Here is a 14777-nt window from a genome sequence, read left to right on the forward strand (position 1 = left end):
TGCTGGGCGCACCAAAAAAAGAAGCCTCGCAAAAGGCTTCCTGGTTTTTTATTCAGATGGTCGGAATGCAGGGATTCGAACCCTGGACCTCACCCACCCCAAGGGTGCGCGCTACCGGGCTGCGCCACATCCCGACTGTACATCTGTACTTTACAATATTTTACCTGTAGAGTCAATAGAAAATTGCTGGATTTGGCAGTTCATCCCAGGCCTAGCGCCTGTCCGATCAGGAGCGGATGAGACTGAATACTTCTGCACGCGCCGCCGCATCTTTTTCAAACATGCCGCGCACCGCAGAGGTGATCGTTTTCGAGCCGGGCTTTTTCACGCCGCGCATGGTCATGCACATATGCTCTGCTTCAACCACGACGATCACGCCATGAGGGTCGAGCTTGCGGACGATCGACTCGGCAATCGTCGTCGTAATTCGCTCTTGCAGCTGCGGGCGCTTGGCTACTGCTTCAACCGCTCTCGCCAGCTTGCTCAAACCGACAACCCGTCCACCGCGCGGAACATAGGCCACATGCGCCTTGCCGAAAAACGGAACCAGGTGATGCTCGCACATGGAGTAAAAAGGAATGTCTTTGACCAAAACCATTTCTTCGTGATCTTCGCTAAAAACGGTCTCAAAGTACTGTTCCTCGTTGATATGCATGCCCTCGAATACTTCTGCATACATTTTTGCGACGCGTTTAGGGGTATCCAGCAATCCTTCGCGATCGGGATTTTCTCCGACCGCCTCCAGAATCATGCGGACAGCCTGTTGAATTTTATCCAAATCAACGTTCATTATTTGTACCTCCTACCTAGCGGCCCATCCCGTTTGCGAAGCTTGCGGCTTCTCCGGCTGGCCCTGACCAGATCCGTTTGTCATGCTCCGTTGTACGCAGCCGAACCCACGCCAATCTTACCATACTCATTTCAAAAAAACAAAAACATCTGACAAGACAACTGTATGTACACCAAGCCAAAGTTGTCCGCCCTTTGTTGCCTGTCTTCAACCAAAAAGGGCAGCCGTCCTCACGTGCACAAACGTTCGCATCCCGGACGTTAAAAAAAATCCACATTTCATCAATGTGGATTTTTTTATGTAAGTGCTTCGTTCTCAAAAGAAACAACTACTTGATGGAGTCTTTGAGTTGTTTACCTGGTTTAAACGCAGGTACTTTGCTGGAAGCGATTTCGATCTCTTCACCTGTTTGTGGGTTACGACCTTTACGAGCCGCGCGCTCACGAACTTCGAAGTTACCAAAGCCGATCAGTTGGACTTTATCACCAGTTTTCAAAGCATCAGCAATTGCATCGAGAACAGCGTCAACTGCTTTAGTTGCATCTTTCTTGGTGAGTTCGGTGGTTTCAGCCACTTTTGCAATCAATTCTGTTTTGTTCATTTTCTTCACCTCCCCTCAAAGAACACCAAGTCCTAGCTATTATTTTTCTTAACCGAAACGAAGCGTTTTATACACGATTGGTGGTATTTACCGATCTGACAAGCTTATAGTAATACACCGATTTCTTAAATTCAAGCCCCTCCTGTCGAAATTGAACGAAATACAAGAAAAAAAGGCATCCCGTCACGCCGGGTGCCCCCTTTTGGAATCAATTGTCTAGGTCTATTTACCTAGTCCTTAAAGTATGATGGCAATCAGACCGCCGGAGCCTTCGTTGATGATCCGCCCCAATGTTTCTTGCAATTTATACCGCGCATTGTCCGGCATCATCGTAATTTTTGCCTGGATGCCTTCCCGCACAATCGAGTGCAGCGATCTGCCGAAAATGTCCGAATTCCAGATCGACAGCGGATCTTTGTCGAAGTCCTGCATCAAGTAACGGACAAGCTCTTCGCTCTGCTTCTCGGTCCCGATGATCGGAGCAAATTCCGATTCGACATCGACGCGGATCATGTGAATGGATGGCGCAGTCGCTTTCAGTCTGACGCCAAAACGCGGTCCCTGGCGGATCAGCTCAGGTTCGTCCAAGGTCATTTCATGCAGCGACGGAGCAGCGATTCCGTAGCCCGTACTGCGCACCATATGCAAGGCTTCCGCTACCTGGTCGTACTCTCGCTTGGCGTGGGCAAATTCCTGCATAATCTTCAGCAAATGGTCCTTGCCGTTGATCTCGACGCCCACGATTTCCATCAGGATGCGATCATACAGTTCATCCGGCGCGAACAGGTCGATCTCCGCAATCCCTTGGCCCATGTGCATTCCCGCAAGAGACGCCCGCTCCACGAAGTCATAGTCATTGAAGAAGCCGACGACGCGGTCCACGTCGCGCAACCGGCGGATATCCTGCACGGTTTCACGTACGGCTTCTTCATAGTTCTGACGGAGCCAGTGGCCGTTCTCCAGCACCATGACCCAGCTAGGCAGGTTCACGTTTACTTCATGCACAGGGAACTCGAACAGCACTTCACGCATCAAGAGGAGGATTTCCTGTTCTGTCATGTGATCGACAGACAAGGCCACTACTGGCACGTCGTACTTTTCCTGAAGCTGCAAACGCAGGTTTTGCGCCTCGTCAGAGCGTGGACGCGTCGAGTTCACCACGATGACGAACGGTTTGCCCACTTCCTTCAGTTCATTGACGACCCGCTCCTCCGCGTCAATGTATCCTACACGCGGAATTTCCGCGATGCTGCCATCTGTCGTAACAACGATTCCGATAGTCGAATGCTCCTGGATGACTTTACGTGTTCCGACTTCAGCTGCTTCCTCGAATGGCACTGGCTCCTCATACCACGGAGTGTTCACCATTCGTGGACCGTTGTCATCCTCGAAGCCTTTTGCCCCCTGAACCGTATAACCTACGCAGTCAACGAGGCGGACATTGATGCTGAGTCCTTCTGTCACATGTACGTTTACGGCTTGATTCGGAACAAACTTCGGCTCTGTCGTCATGATTGTTCGGCCAGAAGCACTCTGCGGCAGTTCATCTGTCGCTCTGATCCGCTCTGCTTCCGATTGGATATTCGGGATGACGACCTGCTCCATAAACCGTTTGATAAAGGTCGACTTTCCCGTACGAACCGGGCCTACTACCCCGAGGTAGATGTCTCCGCCCGTCCGTTCGGCAATGTCTTTAAAGATGTCGACTCGTTCCACCATCGATGACCTCCTTCTATTTGTCTATTTTTACACTATGACCGATTTTCCGAATTATCCCTGACCGTCAGTATTTTCGTAGGGAATCTCGTACTAGTTTCGTGGACAGTACAAGTATATGTGCGACTGGACCAACTAGAACAAAAAAACAACTCCGATCAGAGTTGTTTTTTGTGTTCGCTATTTGATTTGCAGCAGCCTCGGCTCACCGTCTACCAACTCGTACGGGAACGATTTGGCGGGAACAAACATCGATACGCGCGACAGGACGTATCTCGGGTCTGTGTTTGGCGTGACAGTCGCTTTGTTCTCGCGCAGCATCGTCGCAATATCTGCCGCGTAGTCAATTCCTACTTGCCCATCCGCATTCATGACCAGCGGCAGCAAATAATTGCCCATGGTCGATGGCACTTGCCACGCCTTCACACCGATCTCCGTATGGTCGATCGAGTAGTAGCCGTTGCCGAGGTCGGCTTGCACCGGCAGCTTGTTAAAATAGCCGCGATAGCGGTCTACAGCCGTCTGTACATCGGCAACCGTGCTGACAGCCCCCAGATGGATGAGCTTGACCGTTGGCTTCGTCTCCACGTCAATCAGGACGTATTTGTACAGTCCGCCCTTTTCAAAGGCGTTTCCAGGCACATCCGGGATGTACTTGGGAATCATTTTGCGAAAATCAATCTCGTATTTCTCAAAAATGGGAGTGTCCAGCGGTTTCGTCACAATCGGGAGCACAGCGGTATCTTTTTTGAACTCGTCGATACCTTTTTGCGCCGCCTCCAGGAAAAATGAGCTGGGCACCTGATTTTCCGCCTTCCGCTCGTTCGGATACAAACATCCGGACAACAAAACAGAAAGCATGCACAAGCTGATCGTCAGCTTGAAAGTTTTACGCCATGATTGCCACATCTTATGTATACACCTCAAACCCTCATTCTTCGTTTTCCAAGCGCTGTCGCTCAAGTGCCGCAGCCACCACCGATTTTAACCGGCTCTCCGGGATTCGGACCGTGCAGTCGTTCTCTGTCGCCTTGGCCTGACAAGCCAGGCGCAGCCCCTGCCGCAAGTCCTGCTCCGGCATTTTGCGCAGCTCCAGCACGGTCGGAGGAGCAAGTTCCCCGCTCTCCACAATGACACGGCACATCAGACAGGAGGCGTGGCCTCCACACCTTTGCGGGATCACGATCCGGGCATTGCCAGCAACACTGACAAGCGATTGGCCCGCCCTCGCTTTCACGCTTTTACTGCCGGGAAGAAAAGTCACCTTCCCCATGTCGTCACTCCTTTTTCAATACGGGCGATGGGCCAGCTTCACCGTTCCTTGCCCGACGATCTTGATTTGGCAGCCAAGTCTGAACCCTTCGGCCCGCTCTGCTTTGCGCAGGCGCAGCTTTTCCTCGCTCGTGATCTCGCTCAGGTACTCCGCGCCTTCTACCACTTGCGTGCGGCACTGAGCGCACACGCCTCTCTGGCAAGCATGCCCCCACGGAACTTTATGTTTTTTGGCAATCGCAACGATCGTCTCATTCAACTCCACAGGCACTTCATACGTTCCTGAGCGAGTGATCAGTGTTACCTGAGACATCCCCTATCCTCCCCTTACACAAAAATCACGATCAAAATCATGACAAATACCGCGATTAACATCAGGAAAGCGCAAGTCTTCACGAGAAATCTGACAAGCGCATTCGTCATTTTTCTGGCAAAGATCATCAACAAATTGCAGACGAACATCAGGCCGATGGCCAGTAGTGAAATGTTCATCTTCGTCATAGGATCGATATACATCTGGCTTGCAGCATCCTTTGCATTTTTTGCTTCATTATACCATACTTCCCAGCTCTCGTCTGACCTTGTGAACCTCTATCTGGACGTTCGCATAGACTATTCTGATGAATCCGCCCATGGGAGGGATGAATGTTGAGCAACAAAGTAAATGGTCGAAAATGGCGAAACCCGTACGCTCCCATACCGAGCAAAAAATTGAGCGACCAAGTGGCCGACGTCTCATTAGCCATTACCCCGAAAAAAATCTTGCCAGCCGTGGACCTTAGATCCTCCGTCTCCAAAATGCGCAACAACATCAAAGGGATCAGCACCACGATTCGCCAGGTGGAAGAAACGATGGATACGCTGTACGGTGCCATGGAAATCATCGAGAACTTGGGCAAACGTACGGCTGAACCGGAAGTTGCTGCCGAAAAACCAGTCTCGACCAAGCGCAAAGGAAACGCGGAATCAGCGAGGGACAGTGCAAAGGGCAGAGAAACAGCCAAAGCAGTGGAAACACCCCAGGAATCGAGCGCAGCTTCAGGCTCTGGCTCAGGAAACCCGCTCGGCAACATTGACATCGGGCAAATTCTCGGCCTGCTGCAATCTCCATTGGTGCAAAACCTGTTGACCCAGACGGTGAGCGGCTCAAGCAAGCAACGAAAAAAAGAGGGATGAGATCCCTCTTTTTTTCTTGGTATCTGTAGGTCAGCCATGTCCCTGTAGAGCCATGATTGTTCCTAATTTTACTGTATGATGCTTTTGACAGCAGGTAACGGGCATAATCGCCCATTTCTCTCACTTTAGCAGCTTGGACAAGGATGACATGTCATTCAAATTGATTTCCTTGTTGCGGAACATCTCGATGATCTTGTCTTCCTTTTCCGGATTGAGCTGTTTGCCGCTCATGGTCGCGAGCGTCTGCAAAATTTGCCGAAGCTTTGCTTCATCCTCAAAGTCGCTGCGCTTCATCTGACTCGCAAGCGACCGCAATTTGCCCTCGTCGACCTTCTCGCTGCCTTTTCCCTGCAAACGCTCCAAAAAACGCTTGGAAAGATTGTTATTCATCTGCGCTCTCCTCCTGCACCTGGGCTTTCACCCTATCGTATGTGCAGGAGCCTAAATGTGTGAAACGCTACGCTTGCGTCTCATCCGGATTCAGATAGCCCATTTCAAACGTCTTTCCTCTGCCCATCAGTTCCTCTACCCCTTGGCGCGGTTCTTTGCCTTCGAACAAGATGCCGTACAGAACGGACGTGATCGGCATTTCAACCTGCTCCCGTTGTGCGAGCGCGTGTGCCGCATGTGTCGTACGCACCCCTTCGACTACCATGCCCATCTGCGCCAGGACGTCATCGAGCTTTTTGCCTTGTCCGAGCATGTAGCCTGCGCGCCAGTTGCGGCTATGGCGGCTCGTGCACGTCACGATCAAATCACCGACCCCAGCCAGCCCGGAGAAAGTAAGCGGCATAGCGCCAAGCTTGATGCCGAGGCGACTGATTTCCGCCAGGCCGCGCGTCAAAAGCGCCGCTTTTGCGTTGTCGCCGAACCCCAGCCCATCTGACATGCCCGCTCCGAGTGCGATGATGTTTTTCAACGCCCCGGCGATTTCCGCTCCGATCAAGTCCGGGTTGGTGTACACCCGGAAATTGGCGTTCATCAAAAGATCTTGCGCACGCAGCATGCTGTCCTCCGACTCGGACGCAACCACGACCGTAGTAGGCTGCCTGCGGACTACCTCTTCTGCATGGCTCGGCCCGGACAAGACGGCAAGCCGTCCAGATATTTCGCGAGGCACCTCTTCCATGATGACCTCAGACATCCGTTTCAGACTTTCCAGCTCAAAGCCTTTTGTGGCATGGATCAAAAGTGTATCGCTATGTAAAAACGGTGCCAGCTGCCTGCAAATTTGCCGCATGGCGTGCGAAGGCACTGCCAAGAGAACAATCGGCTGGCCGGAAACAGCCGCTTCCAGATCCGTTGTCGCCACGATGCTTTCGGCGAGCTTCACTTCAGGCAAATACTTGGCATTGGTGTGCTTTGTGTTCACTTCGTCAGCCAGTTTGGAATCGCGCACCCACAGCCGAACCTGGTGGCCGTTTTCAGCCAACACAGAAGCGAGAGCTGTCCCCCAACTACCTGCACCGACTACTGTAACCTCTTTTCTCAATAGATCCCCCTCCATCCTTCGTTCTGCGAGAACGATTCAGACCCATTCAGATCTATCCCAGCTTGCGATTGGACTTGTCTCCCAGCTTCCGTTCCGTACCTGCTATAAGATTTTGGATATTGTTATAATGGCGAACATACGCAAACACCGCGATTACCAAACTTGTCCAAACAAAGGAAATCGGTTTATCCAGCAGGTACAAAGAAATAGGAATCACCGTAACCAGGACAAGCGATCCAAGGGAGACGTAACGGGTAATGGCAATAACCAGCACAGCCAGTACCGCTGCAATCAAAAAGGCGAGGGGAGAGAAGCCGAGCACCACGCCGAGCGTAGTTGCAACGCCCTTTCCCCCGCGAAATCCAAAATAGATAGGCCAATTGTGCCCCGCGATGACAAACAAGCCCGCTACTGCATAGGCAGCGGCATCACCTGTCATGAGGTGTGTTATTCCCATCGCCGCCAACCCTTTTAGTGCGTCAAGGATCAGTACGGCAATACCCGGACCTTTCCCCAGCACGCGAAGCGTATTCGTCGCCCCTGCGTTCCCGCTGCCATGTGAGCGAATATCAATTCCTGCAACTTTTTTGGCAATAAGATAGCTGAAGCTAATTGAGCCGATCAAATAGCTGAGCACCCAGGCTAATAACACCATGGCGGTTTCCTCTCCCTACGTTTTTTTCCGCGTCCATATCCGAACAGGAGTACCTTCAAAGACAAATGCTTCGCGGATTTTGTTCTCTATGTAGCGCTCATAGGAAAAATGCATAAGCTCCGGATCATTCACAAACAGGATGAATGTTGGAGGTTTGACTGTCGCTTGCGTCGCGTAGTTGATTTTCAGACGCTTGCCTCGGTCAGATGGCGGCGGCGTGCGGATCGTTGCATCCGTAACGATATCGTTGAGGACGGAGGTCGGAATGCGCATCGAGTGTGCTTGCGCTACCTCGTTTACTTTTGGAAGGATCGTGTGAACACGCTGCTTGGATTTGGCTGATACATACATGATTGGCGCGTAATCGAGGTATTTGAACTCTTCGCGGATCAGCTCGGTAAAGCGCTGCATCGTTTTGTCGTCTTTTTCAATGGCATCCCACTTGTTGACGATGATGATCACGCCGCGACCAGCTTCATGGGCATAACCGGCGATTTTTTTGTCTTGCTCGATGATGCCTTCTTCCCCGTTGATGACAACGAGAACGACATCACTGTCCTCGATGGAACGCATGGCGCGCATGACGCTGTATTTTTCCGTCGTCTCGTACACTTTCCCGCGCTTGCGCATACCCGCCGTGTCAACGAGAACGTAGCTTTGACCTTCCCGCTCAAACGGAGTATCGATCGCATCGCGCGTAGTACCTGCGACATCACTGACAATGACGCGCTCTTCGCCCAAAATGGCGTTGGTCAAGGAAGACTTCCCGACATTCGGACGTCCGATGATCGACACGCGAATGACGTCTTCTTTTCGCTCCTCGTCGTCTTCCGCCGGGAAAAAGCGAACCACTTCCTCCAGCATGTCGCCCAAGCCGAGGCCATGGCTGCCGGAAACCGGGAACGGCTCACCCAAGCCAAGCGAGTAAAAGTCGTAAATATCGGCACGCATGTCCGGGTTGTCCGCTTTGTTTACAGCCAGAACAACTGGCTTACCCGTACGGTTCAGCATGCGAGCCAGCTCAAGGTCAGCGTCCGTTACGCCTGTTCGGCTGTCGGTAATCATGATGATGACGTTGGCCTCATCAATCGCCAGCTCAGCCTGATAGCGCATTTGCGTGAGAATTTCATCGGTCTCGCCAAACTCAATCCCGCCCGTATCAATGACGTGGAAAGTATGGGTTAACCATTCTCCTTTGCCGTACAGGCGGTCACGGGTTACTCCCGGCATATCCTCCACGATCGCGATGCGCTCGCCGACCAGTCTGTTAAATATCGTGGACTTCCCCACGTTGGGTCTCCCCACAATGGCTACCACAGGTAATCCCATAATCAACAACACTCTCTCTCATTTACGTTTTGACTAGCTAATCATACCATACACTACTTGTGACGAACAATGATAAGGGTATCCTTGCTCACCTCATGCACCATGGCGTCCAGAATCTTTTCCAGCGTAAAGGCTGTTTGCTGCATGCTCTCGTGCGTAGACTCGATGAAAATGGGCGCTCCGCCCGCGATTCTCTCCTTGTTCACGGTAATCACGGCCAAAATGGTCCCGGTCATGGTCTACAGCTCCTTCTTCGCTAATTTGGTCTTTTGCGGCATTCGGAAGACGCTTTCCAAAATCGGCACGGCATCGATGACTTGTTTGCCATGCTCCGCGTCTTTTTCTTGCGGCAGCAAAAATACGCCGAGCCGCCCTGATTGCAGGTCGCGCTTCACGAGCGGGGTCAAGGAAGGCTCTCCCGTATCGGTGTACACGCCAAGCTGCGTGGCGACATCATGCAAAATCGCCTGTCGCTGGCCGGGATGGGCGATCGTCACCTTGGCATTGGCGTCTTTTGGACTCACAATAAACCCAACGCCATGCTCCCGGATGATGTTCTGCGCATCTTCCAGTCCCACGTTCATGATGTAAATATCCCCGACGTACAAATCCTTTCCTTCCACCCGCACCTCTGCCGGACTCGTCTCGGCGATCAGGGAGAGCGTCTTTCCCGAACGCAGCTTGCGCGAGATGAGAAGGGCGATGACTCCGGCAATGATTCCGCCCCACCAGTTGAACAAAATCGTAGTAGTCGTCGCCACCAGCGACGTAAAAATCACCATGTAGTTGCGGCCTTCAAACACCATGGCGATCCCTTCGATATACGGCCCGCCGCGCGGCACCAGTTCTTGCTTGTCGATTTCCGTCAGCGTCGTGCGCTCCATGTTGCGCACATCCCTGAACTGTTGAGCGGCCACGGTTAAAAAGGTAACGGCCGTATAGTTTTCCTTGAGCAAGGCTGGCACAGCCAGTGCCCCCAATGCCGAAGCGATTACGCCGAGCGAAACATGAATAATTTTTCCGTGCGGATAGGTCGGATATTGCCGATAATCCGTTCGCAGCAAATTGATTCTGCACATGATTCCGAAGACGAATCCAATCGTCAAAGGAACGACAAATTCATTGGCTAACAGCTCTTTAAACACTCGCGATCACCTGCCTGTGTCGGAATGGGAAGGCTCTGTCTCTCTCCGTCCAAACAGCCGACGAATGGCAGACCAGAGCAAACTGACCAGCCCCAGCAAGGAGATGCCGCTCCACAAAAGATCTTGCGCATAATCCGTCCCCAGGCTGCACGTGCCAGAAGCTTGCCAAAAATAGAGCGTGTGGAGAGCATCCGCCATCGGTAGCGCAAGCATAAGCGCGAACAGCCGGGCCGCGTTCAGCTTGCTGATGGAAAAGGCAACCGCAACACTAATTCCTGGCACAATGACCCGCTCGTCCCAAAACAGCAGGATCGGATCGGTAAAAAACAGCCAGCGCAGCCAAAAGACCATGACAGAGATGCCTAACGCACCTACCACATACAGTCTTCTCGTCGCTTTGGGGAGGCGCGTGTAGAGGACCACACTTGCAAAAAGGGGCAACAACGTTCCGCTGAGACTTACCTGGATGGGAGCGAAGAACAATTTCCAGCTGACAAAGGAGCAGATCAGAAACGCACAAAGCACGGCAAGCACGCGTCTTCTTTCCATGTTCATTTCCCGCAGCTGCGCGTCAAAGCTTCCCATCCAGACAAGACAAAGCAGAGACCACTGGATGAGAAGCGCAATGGTTCCCTCGTTCATGTTCATCTCCTCAAAATTGTGGTTGTCTCCCCAAAGTATGCCTCAAGCGCTCCCCTTTCATGAATCACACGCTTGTCCGTGTTTAGCGCTGGGCCAACTGTTCAAGCAAAATTCCCCGCAAACGGGCGCGCTCTGCTGTTTTTCCTGTAACCAAAAGCGGCACGTTGATTGCGTCTGCCAGCTGCACAATCCCCAGCGCCGTCATCGCCACCCGAATCTGATGATGCCACGCGTCCACTTCCTCCAGGCATTCTGCAAGCGATTTTGTATGAATCAACCGCAGCAAAGCTCCGGCCACACCGACCGCTTTCGCTCCCAAGCTGATTGCCTTGAATGCATCCAGCCCGTGGCGTATGCCTCCTGTCGCCATAACGGACGACTGGGCGTGGATGTGGTTGTCTGCTTCCAGCAAGCTTTCTACAGTCGTAAAGCCCCAGTCTTCAAACATGGTCAGCGGGTGACTGCTCCGCATGTTTTCCACTTTGGCAAAATTCGTTCCGCCCCTTCCGCCGACATCGATGCTGCGGATTCCGGCTTCCAGCAGTTTGCGCATCGTTTCCTTTGTCATGCCAAACCCGACTTCTTTGACGATGACCGGGACGTTTACTGCTTCGCTGATGTTTTGAATGCGCTCCAAATAGCCGCGGAAGTCGCGATCTCCCTCCGGCATCAACAGCTCCTGCATCACATTCAGATGAATTTGCAGGCCGTCCGCCTCCAGCATGTCAATCGCTGCTTTCGCCTGCTCAACCGTTGCCTCTGCCCCGACATTGGCCCAGATGATCCCGTGTGGATTTTCTTTGCGGACAATCTGATAGCTGGAAGCTAGGGACGGGTCCCGGAGCGCCGCCATTTGCGAACCGACAGCCATCGCCAATTGCCGTTCTCTGGCAATAATCGCAAGCTTTTGATTGATTGGCGTCGTCGCCTCGGCTCCCCCCGTCATTGCGTTAATGACAAAAGGGGATGGCAGACGAAACGTGGCAAACTCCGTCGCAAGCTTCGTCTCCTCATATCCTGTATTCGGCACACTGTTTGGGACAAAACTGACATCATCGAAGCAGTTTGTCCCGTTTTCAGCCGTTGCCAGCGCGTTGCGAATATGATCGAGCTTCCGTGTGGATCGATCCATGCATGTATCCCTCCCGTCAAACTATCTTTCCTCTCTGATTGACAGCCAAGCAAAAAGGGATACGCAAAAGCGTACCCCCTCATTTCACGTCTATACCGCTTACTTGAACTTGTCTTTCAGATCGGCAAACAGTTCACCAAGCGTCACGCCCATAGGCTGATTGTTTTCTTGCGTGAATTGTTGTTGCTCACGCTTGCTTGCGCGCTCTGCCTGCTCAACGCGCTCTTCTTCAACCGCGCGAATGCTCAAGCTGATGCGCTGCTCTTGCGGAACGACATCGAGAATCTTCACTTGCACTTCCTGACCTTCTTTGAGCACCTCGCCAGGAGTGTTTACGCGACGATTCGCGATTTGGGAAATGTGAACCAATCCTTCGATTCCAGGAGCCACTTCCACAAAAGCACCGAAGGAAACAAGGCGTTTAACCGTACCAGTAGCCACAGAGCCTGCTTTAAACTCTTCCGCTACTTTCGCCCAAGGACCTGCTTGCGTTTCCTTGATGCTCAGGCCAATGCGCTCATTTTCACGGTCGATCTTGAGCACTTTCACCTGTACTTTGTCGCCTTCCTTCACTACATCGGACGGTTTTTCAACGCGGTTCCAAGCCAGCTCGGATACGTGCACCAGACCGTCTACTCCGCCGATGTCCACGAATACGCCAAAGTCAGTCATGCGTTGAACGGTTCCTTCCAGCACTTGACCTACTTGAATTTGATCCAGAATGGACTGTTTTTGCGCTTTTGCTTCATCTTCCAGCACCGCTTTGTGGGAGAGAATCACTTTGTTCTTCTCTTTGTCCATCTCGACCACTTTCAGCGTCAGGGACTTGCCTTTGTAATCGGAGAAATCTTCTACGAAGTGACGCTCTACCATGGATGCAGGAATGAAGCCGCGAACGCCTACATCTACAACCAGGCCGCCTTTTACTACTTCTTTTACGGTTGCTTCGATGATGGTGCCAGCCTGCATTTTTTGCTCCAGATCAGCCCAGGAAGATTCCATCGCGACAGCTTTTTTGGACACGACGAGTTCTTCTTTTTCATCGTTGAGCTTGATTACTTTCACTTCAAAGGTGTCGCCAACCGAAACGACGTCAGCCACTTTTTCTACGTGCAGCGGGGAAAGCTCGCTGATCGGAATCAGGCCGTCGTATTTGTAGCCCACATCCACAAGAGCCTGTTTGTCTTCGACTTTCGTTACCGTCGCTTTTACGACATCCCCTACGGAAATGGTTGTTGCATCCGTCAAGCTTACGTTTGTTTCATCCATCATCCAAAAAACCTCCTTGAATACCATCCAGTCCCAGGCCATCTATGTACAGGTTGTAAGCAACCACATTACACGAAGCGGGAGCAAGTATATTTTTTACTGTCGCCCGAAGGCTGGCAGTTAGCACTGACATAGCCAGTAAGTTCCAGCAAATGTAGTATTCGTCCCTTTGTCAATTCTATACCGGACTTAGGGAAGATGCTGGCTCCGCAATTCTTTGATGTGGGTCATGATCAGGTCGCTCGTCTCTTTCAGCACTTCAGCGCTGCTTTTCGCTTCGCGCAGGCTGGCGAGATCAATCGGCTTTCCGTAGACGATCTTGATCGGACGAAAAGCGCGATACGGCCCGACAATCGCCACCGGAATGACCGCGGCTTGCGATTTGAGCGCAAACATCGCTACGCCTGACATCGCTTCTCCCGGTTCACCCGTTTTGCTGCGGGTTCCCTCAGGGAAAATTCCAAAGATTTTTCCATCTTCGAGCAATTTGAGCGTCGTGCGGATTGCCGCCCGATCACCCGCGCCCCTCTTGACGGGAAAAGCGCCGAACTTCGTGATTAGAAAAGATAATACCGGGATTTTAAAAAGCTCTTCCTTGGCCATGAAATGTACCTGTCGTTCAATTCCGGACCCGAGCAAAGGCGGGTCCCAGAGCGAAATGTGGTTGGCACACAAAATCACCGGGCCTTCCTTAGGTATATGTTCACGCCCAATCACTTGCCAACGATAGACAAGCGAAAATATGATGCGGAATATTCCGCGGAATAAACGGTAATAGGTCACTTGGCAGACTCTCCCGTTCGCTCGCAGATTTGCAAGATGTGATCAACCACCTGCTCAATCGACATGCCTGTTGTATCCACCAAAACGGCATCTTCCGCCTGGCGCAACGGTGCCACCTCTCGCTGTGTATCCCGACGATCCCGCTCCTCGATTTCTTTTTCCAGCTCGGCAAGGTCTGTCTCGGTTCCTTTTTCACGCAGTTCTTTCCATCGTCTCTCTGCTCGTTCACGACTGGAAGCTGTCAGAAAAATTTTCACCTCGGCATCAGGCAGGACATGTGTTCCGATATCTCTGCCGTCCATGACCACATTCCCTTGTTCGGCGAGCTGTCTCTGCAGTACCAGCATTTGTTCGCGAACAGGACCGTAGCTCGCTACAATAGAGGCGTACTGGCTGACCTCTGTGGAACGAATCTGATCTGTTACGTCGATGTCATTCCAGAACACGCGTTGGCGACCAGCTTGGCGCACCAGCCCAATCTTGTTGTTTTTCAAAAGCGCAGAAACTGCGGACTCGTCGCTGATCGGAAGCTGCTCGTGGGAAACGCCCCAGGCAAGAGCACGGTACATGGCACCCGTGTCGATATAGACGTATTCCAGTTGCCCTGCCACCTTCTGTGCGACGGTGCTTTTCCCTGCTCCCGCAGGTCCATCAATTGCTATGTTCATTCACTTCTCACCTGCTATGTACAGTAGTTCAGAAAGGGAGTAAAACAAGAAAAGCTTCTGCCCGAAGCCTGTTCCCATTCATGTGGAGAAAAACACACATATGACCG

19 protein-coding genes and 1 tRNA gene are annotated in these 14777 nt (G+C 52.1%); 1 reads left to right on the plus strand and 19 read right to left on the minus strand.

What is annotated here, in order from left to right; all coding sequences use genetic code 11:
* Positions 1 to 57: 57 nt before the first annotated feature.
* From DEP07_RS03645 to DEP07_RS03680, 8 genes are all read right to left on the minus strand, one after another.
* Positions 58 to 134, minus strand: a tRNA-Pro gene (locus tag DEP07_RS03645).
* Positions 135 to 226: 92 nt separating this feature from the next.
* Complete coding sequence (gene folE / locus DEP07_RS03650; RefSeq protein WP_173595995.1) at positions 227 to 793, minus strand: GTP cyclohydrolase I FolE; 567 nt, start codon at positions 791 to 793, stop codon at positions 227 to 229.
* Between the two features lie 325 nt (positions 794 to 1118).
* Positions 1119 to 1391 (minus strand): HU family DNA-binding protein, encoded by a 273-nt coding sequence (locus tag DEP07_RS03655; RefSeq protein WP_005831316.1) that lies wholly within the window; start codon positions 1389 to 1391, stop codon positions 1119 to 1121.
* Between the two features lie 237 nt (positions 1392 to 1628).
* Positions 1629 to 3107 (minus strand): stage IV sporulation protein A, encoded by a 1479-nt coding sequence (spoIVA, locus tag DEP07_RS03660; protein ID WP_063227114.1) that lies wholly within the window; start codon positions 3105 to 3107, stop codon positions 1629 to 1631.
* 180 nt (positions 3108 to 3287) lie between these two features.
* A complete protein-coding gene (locus DEP07_RS03665; RefSeq protein WP_173598794.1) occupies positions 3288 to 4016 on the minus strand; it encodes a hypothetical protein in 729 nt (242 codons plus the stop codon).
* A gap of 22 nt (positions 4017 to 4038) precedes the next feature.
* Positions 4039 to 4380, minus strand: coding sequence for a 2Fe-2S iron-sulfur cluster-binding protein (locus tag DEP07_RS03670; protein ID WP_287102147.1), 342 nt, complete (start codon positions 4378 to 4380; stop codon positions 4039 to 4041).
* A 15-nt stretch (positions 4381 to 4395) separates the two neighbouring features.
* On the minus strand, positions 4396 to 4692 hold the full coding sequence (locus DEP07_RS03675; protein WP_122963589.1) for a 2Fe-2S iron-sulfur cluster-binding protein: 297 nt from the start codon (positions 4690 to 4692) through the stop codon (positions 4396 to 4398).
* 14 nt (positions 4693 to 4706) lie between these two features.
* Entirely contained in the window at positions 4707 to 4895 is a 189-nt protein-coding gene (locus DEP07_RS03680) for a DUF2768 family protein (RefSeq protein WP_063226937.1), read from the minus strand.
* Positions 4896 to 5024: 129 nt separating this feature from the next.
* Between DEP07_RS03680 and DEP07_RS03685 the strand changes: the two genes are divergently transcribed.
* A complete protein-coding gene (locus DEP07_RS03685; RefSeq protein WP_173598793.1) occupies positions 5025 to 5555 on the plus strand; it encodes a hypothetical protein in 531 nt (176 codons plus the stop codon).
* A gap of 120 nt (positions 5556 to 5675) precedes the next feature.
* Here the strand turns inward: DEP07_RS03685 and DEP07_RS03690 are convergent, their stop codons facing one another.
* The 11 genes from DEP07_RS03690 to cmk form a co-directional block, all read right to left on the minus strand.
* Complete coding sequence (locus DEP07_RS03690) at positions 5676 to 5945, minus strand: stage VI sporulation protein F (protein ID WP_122963591.1); 270 nt, start codon at positions 5943 to 5945, stop codon at positions 5676 to 5678.
* 67 nt (positions 5946 to 6012) lie between these two features.
* Entirely contained in the window at positions 6013 to 7062 is a 1050-nt protein-coding gene (locus tag DEP07_RS03695; protein WP_173595805.1) for an NAD(P)H-dependent glycerol-3-phosphate dehydrogenase, read from the minus strand.
* A gap of 37 nt (positions 7063 to 7099) precedes the next feature.
* Positions 7100 to 7702 (minus strand): glycerol-3-phosphate 1-O-acyltransferase PlsY, encoded by a 603-nt coding sequence (plsY, locus tag DEP07_RS03700; RefSeq protein WP_063226933.1) that lies wholly within the window; start codon positions 7700 to 7702, stop codon positions 7100 to 7102.
* A gap of 15 nt (positions 7703 to 7717) precedes the next feature.
* A complete protein-coding gene (der, locus tag DEP07_RS03705) occupies positions 7718 to 9031 on the minus strand; it encodes a ribosome biogenesis GTPase Der (RefSeq protein WP_122963593.1) in 1314 nt (437 codons plus the stop codon).
* Positions 9032 to 9084: 53 nt separating this feature from the next.
* The gene (locus tag DEP07_RS03710; protein ID WP_122963594.1) at positions 9085 to 9267 is read right to left on the minus strand and encodes a capping complex subunit for YIEGIA; all 183 of its coding nucleotides are present in this window, start codon (positions 9265 to 9267) and stop codon (positions 9085 to 9087) included.
* Between the two features lie 3 nt (positions 9268 to 9270).
* Positions 9271 to 10176 carry a YIEGIA family protein gene (locus DEP07_RS03715; protein WP_173595804.1) on the minus strand — a complete coding sequence of 302 codons (906 nt, stop codon included), beginning with the start codon at positions 10174 to 10176 and terminating at the stop codon, positions 9271 to 9273.
* Positions 10177 to 10182: 6 nt separating this feature from the next.
* Positions 10183 to 10818 (minus strand): YphA family membrane protein, encoded by a 636-nt coding sequence (locus DEP07_RS03720; protein ID WP_063226930.1) that lies wholly within the window; start codon positions 10816 to 10818, stop codon positions 10183 to 10185.
* A gap of 82 nt (positions 10819 to 10900) precedes the next feature.
* Complete coding sequence (gene fni, locus DEP07_RS03725) at positions 10901 to 11950, minus strand: type 2 isopentenyl-diphosphate Delta-isomerase (protein WP_287102148.1); 1050 nt, start codon at positions 11948 to 11950, stop codon at positions 10901 to 10903.
* Positions 11951 to 12049: 99 nt separating this feature from the next.
* Complete coding sequence (gene rpsA, locus DEP07_RS03730) at positions 12050 to 13222, minus strand: 30S ribosomal protein S1 (RefSeq protein ID WP_122963597.1); 1173 nt, start codon at positions 13220 to 13222, stop codon at positions 12050 to 12052.
* Positions 13223 to 13408: 186 nt separating this feature from the next.
* Positions 13409 to 14002 (minus strand): lysophospholipid acyltransferase family protein, encoded by a 594-nt coding sequence (locus DEP07_RS03735; protein ID WP_063226927.1) that lies wholly within the window; start codon positions 14000 to 14002, stop codon positions 13409 to 13411.
* On the minus strand, positions 13999 to 14670 hold the full coding sequence (gene cmk / locus DEP07_RS03740) for a (d)CMP kinase (protein WP_063226926.1): 672 nt from the start codon (positions 14668 to 14670) through the stop codon (positions 13999 to 14001). The genes DEP07_RS03735 and cmk overlap by 4 nt, the downstream gene beginning before the upstream one ends.
* Positions 14671 to 14777: the final 107 nt, after the last annotated feature.

Source organism: Brevibacillus sp., assembly GCF_003521185.1.
In the GTDB taxonomy this organism is placed as follows: domain Bacteria; phylum Bacillota; class Bacilli; order Brevibacillales; family Brevibacillaceae; genus Brevibacillus; species Brevibacillus parabrevis.